General features: G+C 66.8%; 15 protein-coding genes. 1 reads left to right on the top strand and 14 read right to left on the bottom strand.

The features are described from left to right. Position 1: 1 nt before the first annotated feature. From iolD to iolG, 8 genes are all read right to left on the bottom strand, one after another. Positions 2-1,822, bottom strand: coding sequence for a 3D-(3,5/4)-trihydroxycyclohexane-1,2-dione acylhydrolase (decyclizing) (iolD, locus tag EG885_RS00145; RefSeq protein WP_131572439.1), 1,821 nt, complete (start codon positions 1,820-1,822; stop codon positions 2-4). Between the two features lie 127 nt (positions 1,823-1,949). Beyond that, positions 1,950-3,869, bottom strand: a complete 1,920-nt coding sequence (locus EG885_RS00140) for a bifunctional 5-dehydro-2-deoxygluconokinase/5-dehydro-2-deoxyphosphogluconate aldolase (protein WP_131572438.1) — start codon at positions 3,867-3,869, stop codon at positions 1,950-1,952. Then, positions 3,856-4,965, bottom strand: coding sequence for a Gfo/Idh/MocA family protein (locus EG885_RS00135; protein ID WP_131572437.1), 1,110 nt, complete (start codon positions 4,963-4,965; stop codon positions 3,856-3,858). The genes EG885_RS00140 and EG885_RS00135 overlap by 14 nt, the downstream gene beginning before the upstream one ends. Continuing rightward, positions 4,965-5,744, bottom strand: coding sequence for an ATP-binding cassette domain-containing protein (locus EG885_RS00130; protein ID WP_131572436.1), 780 nt, complete (start codon positions 5,742-5,744; stop codon positions 4,965-4,967). The genes EG885_RS00135 and EG885_RS00130 overlap by 1 nt, the downstream gene beginning before the upstream one ends. A gap of 1 nt (position 5,745) precedes the next feature. Next, positions 5,746-6,852: an ABC transporter permease gene (locus tag EG885_RS00125; RefSeq protein ID WP_131572435.1), complete on the bottom strand. Its 1,107-nt coding sequence runs from the start codon at positions 6,850-6,852 to the stop codon at positions 5,746-5,748. Positions 6,853-6,915: 63 nt separating this feature from the next. Continuing rightward, the gene (locus tag EG885_RS00120; RefSeq protein ID WP_131572434.1) at positions 6,916-7,839 is read right to left on the bottom strand and encodes a sugar ABC transporter substrate-binding protein; all 924 of its coding nucleotides are present in this window, start codon (positions 7,837-7,839) and stop codon (positions 6,916-6,918) included. Positions 7,840-7,931: 92 nt separating this feature from the next. Next, entirely contained in the window at positions 7,932-8,738 is an 807-nt protein-coding gene (locus EG885_RS00115) for a sugar phosphate isomerase/epimerase family protein (RefSeq protein WP_131572433.1), read from the bottom strand. Positions 8,739-8,742: 4 nt separating this feature from the next. Beyond that, on the bottom strand, positions 8,743-9,747 hold the full coding sequence (iolG, locus tag EG885_RS00110) for an inositol 2-dehydrogenase (protein WP_131572432.1): 1,005 nt from the start codon (positions 9,745-9,747) through the stop codon (positions 8,743-8,745). 134 nt (positions 9,748-9,881) lie between these two features. On the opposite strand from iolG, the gene EG885_RS00105 reads away from it, so the two are divergent. Beyond that, entirely contained in the window at positions 9,882-10,883 is a 1,002-nt protein-coding gene (locus EG885_RS00105; RefSeq protein WP_242679441.1) for a LacI family DNA-binding transcriptional regulator, read from the top strand. Between the two features lie 27 nt (positions 10,884-10,910). On the opposite strand, the gene EG885_RS00100 is transcribed toward EG885_RS00105, so the two are convergent. The 6 genes from EG885_RS00100 to EG885_RS00075 form a co-directional block, all read right to left on the bottom strand. Continuing rightward, positions 10,911-11,534, bottom strand: coding sequence for an isochorismatase family protein (locus EG885_RS00100; RefSeq protein ID WP_131572593.1), 624 nt, complete (start codon positions 11,532-11,534; stop codon positions 10,911-10,913). A 65-nt stretch (positions 11,535-11,599) separates the two neighbouring features. Continuing rightward, the gene (locus EG885_RS00095; protein ID WP_131572430.1) at positions 11,600-12,628 is read right to left on the bottom strand and encodes a 2,5-dihydroxypyridine 5,6-dioxygenase NicX family protein; all 1,029 of its coding nucleotides are present in this window, start codon (positions 12,626-12,628) and stop codon (positions 11,600-11,602) included. A gap of 18 nt (positions 12,629-12,646) precedes the next feature. After that, complete coding sequence (locus tag EG885_RS00090) at positions 12,647-13,435, bottom strand: alpha/beta fold hydrolase (protein ID WP_131572429.1); 789 nt, start codon at positions 13,433-13,435, stop codon at positions 12,647-12,649. Next, entirely contained in the window at positions 13,435-14,184 is a 750-nt protein-coding gene (locus EG885_RS00085; RefSeq protein WP_455430434.1) for a maleate cis-trans isomerase family protein, read from the bottom strand. Before EG885_RS00085 ends, EG885_RS00090 begins: the two co-directional genes overlap by 1 nt. Before the next feature lie 131 nt (positions 14,185-14,315). Next, positions 14,316-14,948, bottom strand: coding sequence for a TetR/AcrR family transcriptional regulator (locus tag EG885_RS00080; RefSeq protein WP_131572428.1), 633 nt, complete (start codon positions 14,946-14,948; stop codon positions 14,316-14,318). A gap of 3 nt (positions 14,949-14,951) precedes the next feature. Continuing rightward, positions 14,952-15,383, bottom strand: coding sequence for a MarR family winged helix-turn-helix transcriptional regulator (locus EG885_RS00075; protein ID WP_131572427.1), 432 nt, complete (start codon positions 15,381-15,383; stop codon positions 14,952-14,954). Positions 15,384-15,470: the final 87 nt, after the last annotated feature.

Genomic DNA, 15,470 nt, shown 5'->3' with positions numbered 1-15,470 from the left:
CTCAATTCATCACGTTCTGCCGGGCGGCCATCGTCAGATAGCGCGCATGGGCCTCTTTCATCCGCTCGGTGCCGCCGGTCTCGGGCACGGCGACATCCCACCAATGCCCGGCCTCGCCAAAGCCCGGACCATCGGCGGCACTCGTCTCGATCACGATGACGGTGGGGATGTCGCGGCCCCGCGCGGCGGCGATCTCGGCCTCCAGCGCGGGGATGTCGGCGGCCTTGACCGCATGCGCCCCCATGCTGGCCGCATGAGCGACAAAGTCGATCTGCGGCTGCGCCTCGATCCTGCAATCCACATACATGTTGTTGAATGCCGCCCCACCGCAGCCCTGCTGCAGACGGTTGATGCAGCCATAGCCGCGATTGTCGGTCAGGATCACGGTAAAGGGCACGCGCCGCATCACGGCGGTGGCCAGCTCGCTATTGGCCATCATATAGCTGCCATCGCCCACGAAACACAGCACCTCGCGCCCGGGTTGCGCCAGCTTCAGCCCCATCGCGCCCGCGATCTCGTATCCCATGCAGGAATAACCGTATTCCATGTGGTACCCGTCGACAGAGGCCTGCCACAGCAGCTTCAGCGCGCCGGGCATGGTGCCTGCCGCACACATGGCAATCCCCTCGGGCGCGGCGCGCTGCACCGCCCCGATCACCTGCGCATCATTGGGCAGCCCGTCACCCTCAGGCGCCGCGCAATGCGCATCGACCGCCGCCAGCCAGACGGCCCGCGGCGCGGTATCGGCCCCGAACCGCAGATCGCCCAAGGCCGCGCTCAGCGCCACCAGCGCCACCCGCGCGTCCGCGACCAAAGACAGCGCCCCATGCTTGACCGCGTCATAGGGCTGCACGTTGATCGCCAGAAGGGGCGCGTCGAACAGCGTCCGCGACCCGGTGGTGAAATCCTGCAGCCGGGTGCCCACCGCAATCACCAGATCCGCCGCCGCCGCCGCCGCATTGGCAGCCGCCGATCCATCGACCCCCGCCGCGCCGAAATTCATCGGATGAGCCTGCGCCAACGCCGATTTCCCGGCCTGAGTCTCGATCACCGGGATCGCATGACGGCGCGCAAAGGCGTCCAGCACCGCCCCGGCATCCGAATGGATCACCCCACCCCCGCAGACCAGCACCGGAGCCTTGGCCCCGCGGATCAGATCCACCGCCCGGGCCAGCTCATCCGCATCGGGCGCCGGACGCCGGATCGTCCAGACACGGGGCGCAAAGAACGCCTCGGGCCAGTCATAGCCCTCGGCCTGCACATCCTGACAAAACGCCAGACAGACCGGTCCGCATTCCGCCGGATCGGTCATCACCCGCATGGCGCGAGGCAGGGCGGTCAACAGATGCTCGGGCCGGGTGATGCGGTCGAAATAGCGTACCACCGGGCGAAAGCAGTCATTGGCCGACACCGTGCCATCGCCGAAATCCTCGACCTGCTGCAACACCGGATCGGGGCGGCGGTTGGCAAACACATCGCCCGGGATCAGCAGCAAGGGCAGCCGGTTTACATGCGCCAGCGCGGCGGCGGTCACCATATTCGTGGCCCCCGGTCCGATCGAACCCGTCACCGCCTGCGCCCGCCTGCGCCCGTGGCCCTTGGCAAAGGCGATGGCGGCATGACACATGGTCTGTTCGTTCTGGCCCCGCCAGGTCGGCAGCGCATCGCCGATCCCGTGCAGCGCCTCGCCCAGGCCCGCCACATTGCCATGCCCGAAGATCGCCCAGACCCCGTCGATAAAGCGTTCACCCTCAGGCGTCATCTGCACCGACAACCAGCGCACCATGGCCTGCGCCGCCGTTAACCGTATCGTCCCGCTCATCGCCTGATCTCCTGACGGGCTCTGCGCCCTTTCATCTTGGCATCAATATCCCGGGGGGAATCGCGGAACGCGATGGGGGGCAGCGCCCCCCTGCCTGCGCCCCCGGCAAGGACCGACGCCCTCCCCCTCATGCCGCACCCTGCCGCGCCGCAGCCCGGGCGTCATCCCAGATCCCGCACAGCCGGGCATAGCGACCGGCCATCGCGGCCACAGCCCCGGCATCGCTCAGAGCCCCCGTCATCCAGTCCCGCGCTGTGGCGCCAAAGATCGTGCGCCCGACCGCAAAGCCGCGCACCAGCGGGAACTGCGCGGCCACCGCAAAGCTGGCGGCCAGCGCGTCCTCGGGCGCGTCCAGCCCCAGCACGACGATGCCCCGCGTATGGCGGTCGTGATCCTCGATCGCGGCGATGGCTTTGGTCCAGGCCGCAGCGCTGGTCAGAGGCTCCAGCTTCCACCAGTCGGGAAAGATCCCCGCCGCATAGAATTGCCGGATCAGGGTGGCGGTGGTGTCGTCATCCACCGGCCCGACCTTGGAGGGAATGATCTCCAGCAGAAAATCCAGCCCGTTGCGTCGGGCGGCGGTGAACAGGCGCGCCACCGTCGCCTCCTGCGCCGCGCGCGTGTCCGCATCATCATCCGGATGACAGAAACACAAGACCTTCACGACAGTCTCGCGCGCCCATTCCGACAGTCCGCCGCAATCGGCGCCCAGCTCCGGTTCCAGCGTCAAAGGCCGCGATCCGGGCCATTCGGCAGGCCGCCCGATCCACAGCCCGGTGCCGCTGGCGGCATGCAGCGCCGCGCGTCCGATCCGGTTGTCGCACAGAATGCCGTATCCTGTCCGCCCGTCCTGCACCTGCAGGGCAGCGTCCAGACACAGCCGTTTAAAGGCGCCGCCCTTGGCCGGGGTGTATCCCGCCATCTGCTCCAGCTGCATCCGGTGATCAAAGGCAAAGACCCGCATCGCCGACCAGTCGCCGCCCATCCGGCCTTGCCGGTTGGTGGCCCAGTGGATCTGTTCCAGCGCCGCGTCATTCCTCAGATCGGGTTGCACCACGCCGCGATCCAGAAAGAACCGCAGTTCCTCAAGGCTGGGATAGGCGGGGGTGCAGCCGTGGCGGCTGACCGCGAAGGCGCCGCAGGCATTGGCATATTCCAGCGCGCGCGGCCAATCCTCACCGTCCAGCCAGCCTTTCAGCAGGCCGGAAAAGAACCCGTCCCCCGCGCCCAGCACGTTGAAGACCTCGATCGGGAAACCCGGCCCCTGCTGGCCGCTGTCCCAACCCTCGACGGCGCCGGTAAAGGCCACCGCCCCTGCCGCACCCCGCTTGCAGACCAACACCGCTTCCGACACCGCCCGCACGGCGCGCAGCGCGGCCAGCGTGTCGGTGGTGCCGCCGGCGATGTGGAATTCCTCTTCGGTGCCGACGATCAGGTCGAACAGATGCAGGGTCTTTTGCAGTCTGGCAGTGACGGCGGCGCTTTCCACGAAGCGGCTTTCGCCCGCGTCATGGCCCGCCACGCCCCACAGGTTGGGGCGGTAATCGATGTCCAGCGCCGTCTGCGCGCCATGGGCACGCGCCAGTTCCAGCGCGCGCATGACCGCAGCCTCGGTCCGGGGATGCGACAAATGGGTGCCGGTGGCCAGCACGCAGCGCGCATCCGCGATCAGCCTTTCGTCGATGTCACCCGGCGACAGCGCCATGTCGGCACAATTCTCGCGATAGAAGATCAGCGGAAAGCTGTCCTCATCGCGGATGCCCAGAATGACCAGCGCCGTCAGCCGGTCGGGATCGGTCGAGACGCCGCGCACATCGACCCCCTCGCGGACCAGCTGTTCGCGGATGAAGCGGCCCATATGTTCGTCGCCGACGCGCGTGATCACGGCGGATCGCAGGCCCAAGCGGGCCGTCCCGCAGGCGATATTGGTGGGCGAGCCGCCGATATATTTGGCAAAGGATCCCATTTCCTCCAGCCGACCGCCGATCTGGCTGCCATACAGATCGACCGAGGACCGGCCGATGGTGACGACGTCAAGCGTCTTCATGCGCAAGCTCCTCAAGGCGGATCGCACGGCCGTCCGAGGCCGCCATCGCGTGAATGATCGTTTCGATGGCCAGCCCTTCGGCGAAACCGGGGCCGCAGGGCGTGCCGCCGCCGATGGCACGGATCAGGTCGCGGCATTCCACGACCTTCTGTTCGTTGAAGCCGAAATTATGGCCCGGCGCCGGGCAGAAGGCGGCGAAATCGGGCTGGTCGGGGCCGGTCAGATGGCGGGTGAACCCGGCCTCGCCTGCCCGGTGGACCCACAGCGCGTTCATGTGCTCCTGATCGAAGACCAGCGAGCCCTCGCTGCCGTGAACCTCCCATTGCAGGCGGCATTTGCGGCCATGCGCCACGCGTGAGGTCGCGAAAGACCCCTGGGCGCCGCTGGCAAAGCGGATCAGCGCCAGCGCGCTGTCCTCGTTCTCGACCTGGCGGGGGCCGTCGGGTGAGGGGCGTTGCGGCACGGCGATATCGGTCAGGGCCGTGACTTCGGCCACCGGGCCCATCAGCGCGATCATCACGCTGACCAGATGGCAGCCCAGATCACCAAGCGCGCCCAGACCCCCGCCCGCATGGGTCATCCGCCAGGACCATGGCAGGTCGGGGTCGGCGGAATAATCCTCGTCATAAACACCCCGGAAGGCGCGGGGGCGCCCGATCGCGCCGGATGCGATCAGGTCGCGGGCCGCCTGAAAGGCCGGGCTGCGCAGATAGTTGTATCCCAGCAGGGTCACCTGACCGGGATGGGCTGTGGCCAGATCGGCCATCGCCTGCGCATCGGCCAGTGTCAGCGACATCGGCTTTTCCAGCCAGACATGCTTGCCCGCCCGCAGCGCCGCATCCGCCATCGGGCGGTGCAGGGCGTTGGGCGTGGTGATGCTGACCACATCGACCGCAGGGTCGTCCACCGCCGCCTGCCAGTCATCCGTGCCGCTCTGAAAGCCGAATTGCGCCGCCATCGCCCCGGCATCCGCGGCATCGGCCAGAACCTGCAGCCGCGGGGGCGTGCCACCAAAGACGGTGGCCACGTTGCGCCACGCCATGGCATGGCACTTGCCCATGAAACCCGTGCCGATCAGGGCGACCCCAAGCGCCATCAGACCGTCCCCCCAAGGCTGCCTTCCAGCGAGGCCATTTCCTGCCCGCCCGCCATCAGATCCTGCAGCTCGGCCGCCTCGATCTCGCCGCGTTTGGCGGTGCCAAGCGTCTGGCCCCGGTTCAGCACGGTAAAGCGGTCGCCCACGGCCAGCGCGTGGCGGACATTGTGGCTGATAAAGACCACCCCCACGCCCTGTTCGCGGACCCGCGCGATGGTCGCCAGCACGTTCGAGGTCTGGCGCACCCCAAGCGCGCTGGTCGGTTCGTCCAGGATCAGCACCTTGGCGCCGAAATGAACCGCCCGGGCGATGGCGACCGTCTGGCGTTCGCCGCCCGACAGCGTGCCCACCGCCTGATCGGGCGCGCGCAGGTTGATCCCCATCTGACGCATCTTTTCCATGCAGATGCGGTTCGCGCTGTCCAGATCGAAGCGCTTGAAGATGCCGCGCCCGACCGTGGGTTCGCGACCCATGAAGAAATTGCGCGTCACGCTCATCAGCGGGATCATCGCCAGATCCTGAAAGACGGTGGCGATGCCCGCCTCCATCGCGTCGCGGGGGCTGCCCAGCTGCATGGGCTTGCCTTCAAAGGTGATGGTGCCTGCGGTCGGCTTGTGGACGCCCGACATCGTCTTGATGAAGGTCGATTTGCCCGCGCCGTTGTCGCCCAGCAGGCAATGGCATTCGCCCGGCCGCACATCGAAGGTCACCCCGTTCAGCGCGATGACATTGCCGAAATGCTTCTTGATGCCGTCCATATGAATGATCGGTTCGGACATGTCAGCGTTCCCCCGTCACACGCTTGCGGATCGCGTTGTTGAAGACCACGGCCAGCAGCAGCATCGCGCCCAGAAAGACCTGGAACCAGTCCTGATCAAAGCCCGTATAGCTGAGCCCGATGGTCACCATGCCGAAGATGATCGCGCCGAAAAAGGCGCCGATGGCGGATCCATAGCCCCCGGTCAGCAGGCACCCCCCGATGACGGCGGCGATGATCGCCTCGAATTCCTTCATGAAGCCGCGCCGGGCGTCGGTCGATCCGGTGTCGATGACGGTGATCACCGCGACAAGGGCGGCGGCCAGCGCCGTCAGCATGAAGAGAGAGATCTTGACCCGCCGCACCGGTACGCCGGAATTGGACGCGGCCTGCTTGTCGCCGCCGGTGGCAAAGATCCAGTTCCCCGCAGGCGTGCGCAGCAGCACGAAGGTCGCCAGCGCCGCGATGGCCACGAACCACAGGATCTCGACCGGGATGCCGGGCACCGAGGGGGCACCGGAGTTCAGCTGCGCGATCCAGCCCTGCTGGGCCATCCAGCGGAAGGCTCCGCCAAAGGCATCGCCCGAAAAGATCGGCGTCAGCCAGTCGTCCGCCACCGCCTCGCGCACGCCGCGCAACTGGGTCGAGCCGCCCGTGAACAGCTTGAGCCCGACCAGCGAGGCGCCGCGCAGGATGAACAGAAACGCCAGCGTGACGATAAAGCTGGGCAGGCCGGTGCGCAGCACGATCGCGCCGTTGACCGCGCCGGTCGCCGCCGCAAAGGCCATGGTCAGCGGGATCGCGAAGATCAGCGGCAGGCCCATGTTCACGACCAGCACGCCAAAGATCATGCCTGCAAAGGCCACCATGGATCCGATGGACAGGTCGAACTCTCCGCCGATCATCAGCATGGCGGCGGCGATGCCCAGAATGCCCAGTTGGGCGGCGGGCGTCAGAAAGTTCATGATGCCCGCCAGCGTGAACATCGTCGGGCTGGCAGTGATCAGAAAGAAGATGGTGACCAGAATCACGCCGCCGATGGCGCCCAGTTCGGGCCGCTTCATCAGGCGCGTGGTCAGGGTTTCGGTCTTGATCCGCTCGTCCGCGGACAGGCTGGCGTTCTGGGCCATGTGGGTTTTCCCCCTCCCTTGCGGTTCATGGGGCGGGCGCGGGAAGGGCGCCCGCCCCGCAGTTCAGCGGATGCCCTGCGCGGACAGCTCGATCACCTGAGCGGCGCTGTCCTGCATGATCAGGTTCGGACCCGAGGGCACGTCGCCGCCGGGGATCAGCCCATAGGTTGCGTTCAGCGCCAGAAAGCTGACCGGCAGATAGCCCTGCAGGAACTGCTGCTGGTCGATGGCAAAGGCTGCCTGACCATCAGCCACCGATTGCAGGAAGCCCGCCGACAGATCAAAGCTGGCGATCAGCACGTCATCGCGGCCAAGCGCCTGCACGGCGGCGACGGCAGGCTCGCCCACCAAGGCGGCACCAAGGCCCAGAACGGTGTCGACCTCGGCATCGGCCTCCAAGGCGGCGCGGACCTTGGACTGCACCTCGGTCGGATCATTGGCGGTCGGCACGATGCTGACCGGATTGCCGAAGCCTTCGGCAAAGCCCGCGCAGCGCTGATCCAGCGAGACGTTGCCGACCTCCTGGTTCACGCAGATGCCCTTGGTGCCGCCCATTTCGGCCAAACGTTCACCCGCCGCCTTGCCGGCGTCGAATTCGGACTGGCCCACATGCAGCAGCGCGCCCAGATCGCGCGCCACATCTGCGCCCGCATTCATCGAGATGACCGGAATGCCCGCATCCACGGCCCGCTGGATCGATGGCCCAAGCGCATCGGCATCGGGGATCGACACGACGATCCCGTCGGGTTGCTGGTTGATGGCGGAATCGATCAGCTGGCTCATCGCGACCATGTCAAAGATTTCGGGCGTGCGGAAATCGACGGTCGCGCCGGTATGTTCGCCCGCCAGCGCCGCGCCGTTCTTGACGACCGACCAGAACGGGTCGTTCGCCTGACCATGGGCCACGACGATGATGTTCTGCGCCAGTGCCGGGGCGGCCAGCGCCATAAGGGCCGCCGTTGCGGCGGCAGTCGTCAATCTGGTCATAGGTTTCCCTCCCAAGGGTTCGTGATGGACCGGCGGCTCCTCCCGTCCGGTGTCGTGCCGCGCGCGGGTGATGCGCGCGGATATCGGTGACCTCAGTGACCCATGGCGCGGATGGCGCGGACCGAACGGGTCAGAATGTCTTCCAGCCGGTCGCGATAGCCCGGTCCCTTGTCGGTGCGAAACGGGTCCGGGCCGGGGGCCGCGGGTTCGACGATCAGCGGCCCGCCATAGGCGATGTCGTCCAGCGCTGTCAGTTGGGCCGCAAAATCGATCTGCCCGTCGCCCACTGCGCCGCGATGGTTGTCGGCCAGATGATACAGGCCGATCCGGTCGGCCCCGGCGCGCAGGGCGGCGGCGGGATCGGCTTCTTCGATGTTCATGTGATAGGCGTCGGGCAGCAGGAACAGATTGGCCGCCCCCACCCGGTCCAGCAGCGCCAGCCCCTCGGCCACCGTGCGGATCTGATGGCTTTCATAGCGGTTCAGGATCTCGAAGCAGACGGGCCGGTCGCCTGCCCAGGCACAGATCTGCGCCACGCTGTCGGCCAGATGCCCGTCCTCGGCATCCTGCGTCGTGGCCGGACGGATGCGCTGCACCAGACCATGACAGCCAAGGCGCGGGTCGTGACCCAAGGCATCGGCCCAATCGATCATCCGGCGATAGTAATCCAGCGCCCCGGCGCGCAGGTCGGCATCGGGATGGCTGATATCGGCATCGCCCGGCGTGATCGAAAAGATCCGCAGCCCGGCATCGCGGAAGATGCGCCCCGCCTGCACCGGGTCCAGCGACAGATCGCCATGGATCTCGACCCCCTGCAGGCCCGCGCGGGTGGCGCGGGCGGCGATGGCGCTCAGATCCTCGTTGCCAAAGATCCAGGTGCAGCATCCGATGTCGCGCATCGCCTCAGCCCAGCATGTCGGGGGTGATGGCGACGGTCGCGCCGGTCTTCAGCGACCGGGTTGCGGCCTCGGCGCAGGCAAGGGCGGCCACGCCTTCGCGCAGGGTGACGGGCATCGCCGCCCCCGTGGTCACCGCATCCAGAAAGGCGGTCCATTCATCCTCGTAAGCGCGCATGTAGCGTTCCAGAAAGAAATGCAGCGGCTTGGCGCTGACCGCGCCGTCGGTGGTGATCTTTTCGACGGTGTTTTCCAGCATGTTGTTGGCCGACAACAGCCCGCCCGAGCCCAGAACCTCGACCCGCTGGTCATAGCCATAGCCCGCCCGACGGGAATTGCGGATCACCGCCATGCGCCCGTCATCCCAGACCAGCGTCACGACGGCGGTGTCCACATCGCCCGCATCGCCGATGGCCGGATCGACCAGTGCGGCGCCCTGTGCGCTGACCGTGGCGGGGGCACCGCCAAAGATCCAGCAGGCCATGTCGAAATCGTGGATCATCATGTCGCGGAACAGCCCGCCCGAGACCTTGATATAGCTGACCGGCGGCGGCGCGGGGTCGAACGAGGTGATGGACAGCAACTCTCCGCGCCCGATCTCGCCGCCGTCGAAAGCCGCCTTCAGCGCCTTGAAGCTGGGATCGAAGCGGCGGTTGAACCCGATCATCACCGGCTGGCCGGTCGCCTCGGCCGCTTTCAGCGTGGCCAGCGCGCGGTCCAGCGACAGATCGACCGGCTTTTCGCACAGCACCGCCTTGCCCGCCGCCGTGGCGCGGGTGATCAGGTCGGAATGCGTGTCCGTCGAGGTCGCGATCAGCACCGCGTCGATGCTGGGATCAGCGATGATCTGATCGACGCTGCACGCCTCGGCGCCGATCCGGGCCGCCAGATCCTGCGCGGCTTCGGCATTCACATCGGCCACCGCGACCAGCCGGCTGGCCGTCGTCGCCGTCATCGATTTCGCATGGACCTGACCAATCCGGCCGGCCCCCAGCAGGGCAACCCTCAGCATCCGCATCCCCCCTCGAATCACGTGCAGAACTTTCCTCTGGGTCAGGATGGATGCTTTTGCACCCGCGAGCAACAAAAATCTGCACCCGCGAGCAAACGCCTTCCGACCGGTCCCCGGACAGGGTAGGATCGGGCATGGATGATCTGAACGACAGCGTGACGGCGGATGATGTGGCGGCGGCAGCAGGCGTGTCGCGCTGGACCGTGGCGCGGGCCTTCAAGAAGGACGCCTCGATCAGCCGCAAGGCGCGCGAACGGGTGCTGGCCGCCGCCGAGACGCTTGGCTATGCGCCGGATCTGCTGGCCTCGTCGCTGGCATCCGACCGCTCCAACCTGGTGGCGATCATCACCAACGACTTTTCCAACCCTCACAAACTGGTCCTGCTGGAACGGCTGACCCGGATGCTGTGGACGGCGGGATGGGGCACGCTGCTGGTGCATATGTCGGACAGCGACGACGCCTCGGCGGCGCTGCTGGCGGCCAGTCAGCGGCGGGTGGATGCGGCGGTCGTGATCGGCACGCGGTTCGACGACACCGTGCTGGCCACGGCGCTTGGCGCCAGGCGGGTGAAAAAGCTGGTCATCTTTGCCCGCTACAGCCAGAATCCCGGCACGCTGACCATCGCCTGTGACGATGTGATCGCGATGCGCGACATCGCGGATCATCTGCTGGACAAGGGCTATCGGCGCCCGGTCTTTCTGGCCGGTCCGGACACGCAATCGGCCAAGCTGCACCGCAAATCGACCTTTACCGAATATTGGCAGGCGCGCACCGGCACCCCGGTCCCGGCCCTGCATGCCGATGCCTATGATTCCGCCGCCGCGATCGAACGCGTGACCCGGCTGCTGGACGGCCAGTCCCCCGATCAGCGCCCCGATGTGCTGGTTTGCGAAAACGACATCATCGCCATCGGCGCCATTGATGCGCTGCGCTGTCATCTGGGTCTGCGCGTGCCGCAGGATATCGCCGTGACCGGGTTCGACGACATTCCGCTGGCGGCCTCTCCGGCTTATCAGCTGACGACCTATCGTCAGCCGATCACCGCAATGACCGAGAAGCTGCTGGAGGTGCTGGCGGGCACGCTGACCCATGACGTGCATCTGCCCGGGCGTCTGATCCCGCGCGGCACGACCTGAGGGGCGCGACCTGCGGGGCAGGGCGGGTCAGCCCAACCCGGCCAGCCATGCCAGAATGTCGTCGCTGTCGGTGACATCGCCGTATTTCTGGCCGATATCGTACAGGCTTGCGTCATGCGGGGCCTGCGCGCGGTCGGCGCAGCAATCGGCAGGCACCAGCACGGTAAAGCCCGACTGCACCGCATCGACCACCGTCGCCCGCACGCAGCCCGAGGTGGTGGCTCCGGTCACCACGACCGTGTCCACCCCCGCCCCGGTCAGCAGCGCCGCCAGCGTCGATCCGAAGAACGCGGATGCGCCCTTTTTCACCACCACCGGATCGCCGGGCTGAATGCCCGTCGCCGCGTCGATCCGGACCAGCCGTGATCCTTCGGTCAGGGCGGCCATGCCGGTGGCCTTTTTCAGCCAGGGCAGGCGGTCCACCTCGCCCGGGTGAAAGGCGATGGTGGTATAGATGACCGGCATTCCCGCCGCCCGCGCCGCATCGGTCAAGCGACGCGTGGCGGCGATCGGCCCCGACATGTCGGCGGCGGTGGGATATTGCGGATCGGTAAAGCCATAGCTGAAATCGACCACCACGATGGCCGGGCGCTGACCGCGCGGGACGGGTCGGCCAAAGCCCGCCTGATCATAGACCTGTTGCTGGGACATCTGGGGCGACATAAGGGGGATACCTTGGCTGGGGCGCCCCCTGTTGCCGGGGGGCGCGGGACAGATCAGCGATCCAGCTGGATCTCTTTCACGACGATGTCGCCGTCGATGACGATCGCCGCATCGTCCAGAAACAGCGAACAGTTGCGCATCGGGATGTCCAGATGGCAGGCGGTGTCGTTCGGCCCGCCCAGTTCGTTGTTGGGCCCGGTCGAGAACATCACGTTGCCGTAAAAGCTGCGCGGCTCCATCCCCATGCCGCCCTCGAAAGTGCCGGGGACAAAGTTGTGCCATTTGGCGTTGGGGTTCATGCCCCAGCCCACATGGCTCATCCCGAAGCCGCGCTTGTCCTTGAAGCTGTCCATATAGGATTTGACGATCTGCGCCTCCAATCCCCCCCGGATGTCGGTGATCCAGCCCTTTTCGATGGTATAGGTGATGGGTTCGCGCACCATCAGGTTCTGCGGCAGCAGGATGTCGCCCGGCGCCACCACGATCTGCCCGTCCACCCCGTCATCGTCGCCGCCGGTGAAGACAAAGCCCGACGGCCAGTGATCCCACCGCCCCGGTGTATCCGTGCAGGCATATTCCGGCACCGTGGGATAGGTGTTCAGCTTGTAGGTCACGTCCGTCCCATGCGGCGAGGTGATGCGCATGACCTTGGCACGGTCCAGCATGTCGGCGGCGATGGTGACCTTTTCGCGCAGTTCAGGGTAGGGCAGCAGGCGGGCCAGCAGCTCGGGCGGTTCGACCGCGGTCAGGATGCGGGTGCCGGCATCCTGGATGGCGAATTGTTCGGGGCTGAACAGCAGAAAGATACAGTCGATCAGCATGTCGCAATTCTTCAGCGCCTCGACCGCATCGGGCATGGCGGCCAGACCGGTGACACCCACCGACCAGCTGTCGGACGGCAGGGGCGCGGGCAGACGCATGTGATACATCCGCGCCCCAAGCCGCTGGCCCGCCGCCATGAAGGCATCGGCGTAATCCAGACGGTCGGACCCCTGGGTCAGCACGATCAGCTTCTCGCCCTCGTGCACGCCCGACATCTTCAGCTGATGCAGGCAGATTTCCGTGAAACTGGTATGGTCCATCTGCGTGTTCCCTGTTGGTTAAGCGTTGAAATCCATGACGGCATCCAGAAATCCGGCCAGATCGTCCCATGGGATCATATGGCCCGCACCCTTGACGATGCGGGTCTGCAGATGCGGGATCAGGGCCTGCATCTCGGCCAGATCATCGGCGCCGATGACCGGCGCGCCGCCTGCCACGACCAGCCGAACGGGCAGGTCCAGATGCGGCATGTCCGCGTGGATGTCGTCGGTGTGAAAGCCGTCATAGGCGGTCCTGATCGCGCCATAATGGCAGGTGTGCAGCCATTCGGCCCGCAGCGCGACCTGCGCATCGGTCCAGGTCGGGCAGAAGGCGCGCATGTCATCGACCGAACAGCCCTTTTGCGCCATGCGGATGGAATCGCCATACCACGGCCATGCGGATGGATAGACCCGCCGCCCCGGCCCGCTGACCGGCGGATCGACCAGCACCAGCCCGCCGAACAGACCCGGCGCGCGGCGCGCGGCCCGGATCGCGATGCGCGCGCCCATCGAATGGCCAAGGATCACCGGCGCGTTCAGCCCGCAGGCCGCGACCAGCGCCGCCGCATCATCGGCCAGCGCATCCAGCGTGTAATCCAGATCGCCGCTTTCGCTGAGACCGCGCCCGCGGACATCCAGCACATGAACGTCAAAGCCCTCGGCCAGACGCTCGGCGACGAACCCCCATGTGATCGCCGGAGAGGTGATGCCGGGGATCAGCAGCATCTGCGGCCCGTCGCCCGCATAATGCAGCAGATGCTGGCGGATGCCGTTGGCATGGACGTGATAGCCTTGGGGCGCGCGCATCAATAGGCCCCCGACAGCAGCGTGCCGCCGCCCGGCACCCGGGTCGGCAGGTTCAGCGCCCGCAGCATCGCCCATGTGGTGGCGATGGCGGCGGTCAGGACGGGTTTGCGGGTCAGCGCCTCGACCAGCGCCACGGCGGCCAGCGAGGGCATCTGCACGCAGGCCGACAGGACGATGGCATCCACGTCATCGGTGACCATCCCCGACACGATGCCCGGCAGGGCCATCGGATCATGCGCCGCGACCGCCAGATTGTCCGGGATTTCCAGCGCCCGGAAATCGCCGACCTCGATCCCCTCGTGGCGGATATAGTCGACGACCATCTGCGTCAGCGGCATCATATAGGGGGTCACGACCGCCACCCGGCGCGCGCCGATGGCCCGGATCCCATCCACCAGCGCCCCTGCCGAGGTGACGACCGGGGCAGATGCCCCGTTCTGCGCGGCCACCCCGCCAAGACGGTCGGCCGAGGCGCGGTGATAGCCGTGGCCCATCGACATGATCGCCACCAGACAGGCATAGCCCATCACATCGACGCGGGCATCCGACAGCTCCAGCGCGCAGCGGTCGCTGTCGGCGTCCATCGCCGCCAGTTCCTCTTTCGTGACATGCTTCATGCGCATCCGCGCGGAATGAAAGGTGAAACGCTCGGGCGCGATCAGTTCGCGCGCGCGCAGCAGGGCGGGGATTTCAGTCTCCATCGTCAGGTTCGAGCTGGGGACGATCTGTCCGATACGGATGGGGGTCATGGGTCTGCCTTTGTCCAAGCGCGTGATCACAGGCTAAATTGCGCACCCGAACAATATCAAGAAAAATCGTATGCACACACCTTATTATTCGACCGGAAGCCGCAGGTGATCGAAATCCGGGCGGTTGCCCGTCAGACGGGCGCCGACAGGCCTGCCGACAGAAAGACGGTCAGATCGGACAGCACCTTGGCCGCGTCAGTCGGCCGGCCCGACACCATGTCCAGCCGCGCCAGATCGTTCAGCACGAACAGATAGCTGCCGACCAGAAAGCCCATCCGGCGGGCGATGAGGGCGCGGGGCAGGGGCAGAACGCGCGCCAGCGCATCGACATAGGCGCCAAGCGGGGCGTCATAGATATCCGCCCGCAACGCCAGCAGATGCGCATCGGTCGAGGCATGGACCCGCGCCTGCAGTGCCAGAAAGGCCGCCTTGTTGCCGCCCGCGATCTTCATGTCCCATTGCGGGCGCAGATAGGCGGCGATGATGCCCTGCACCGGTGCATCCGGTCCCAGATCGGCCAGCAGCGCCAGACGGCGCGAGGCCAGTTGGCGCCCGCGCCTGCGGAACACCGCGTCGAACAGATCCTGCTTGGCGCCGAAATAATACCGCAGCAGCGCCTGACTGACCCCCGCCGCTGCCGCGATCTCTCGCAGCCCGGTGCCGTCGAAACCGCTGCGGGCAAAGGCCAGTTCGGCAGCGTCGAGGATGGGATCCTGCAGGTCATGGGCTTGGGTCGGGCGCCCCCGGCCCCGGCGGGGCGGCACCGCTCAGCCGATCTTGCGCAACAGTGCCAGCAGCATGTCCTGCTCATAGGGCTCCAGCGGGGACAGGGTCTGGCGGGTGATCTGCAGCATCAGGGGCACCGTTTCAGCCAGCAGGGCGCGGCCCTTTTCGGTTGTGGACAGCATGTGGCGGCGCTTGTCGCCCGCATCTGCGCGGCTGTCGATCAGCCCGCGTTCCTTCAGCCGCGAGACGACCCCCTTGGTCGTCGCCGCATCCATCGCCACCATCCGCCCAAGCGCGTTCTGCGACACCGGCCCCGGTTCCGTCGCCAGCCGGTGCAGGGTCGAGAATTGCACCGGGGTCAGAAGACCGCCCAGCTTTTCGGCGCAGATCGCGATATGGGCCTGATGCGCCTTGCGCAGAAGAAAGCCGACCTGATCGTCCAGGCAGTATTCCGGCGGGGACTGTGTTGTCATCGAGGGGCAAGGTCCGTGGTTCTGAATGGGCGGGCTTCTGAAAGGGCAGACGTTTGAAAGGGCAGGGCGCCGGTCTTTTTCAGTCTA

Origin of the sequence: Paracoccus nototheniae, assembly GCF_004335005.1 — a bacterium.
Taxonomy (GTDB): Bacteria; Pseudomonadota; Alphaproteobacteria; order Rhodobacterales; family Rhodobacteraceae; genus Paracoccus; species Paracoccus nototheniae.
Note: the sequence above shows the minus strand (reverse complement) of the source record. Positions and strands in the feature narration are given on the sequence as shown.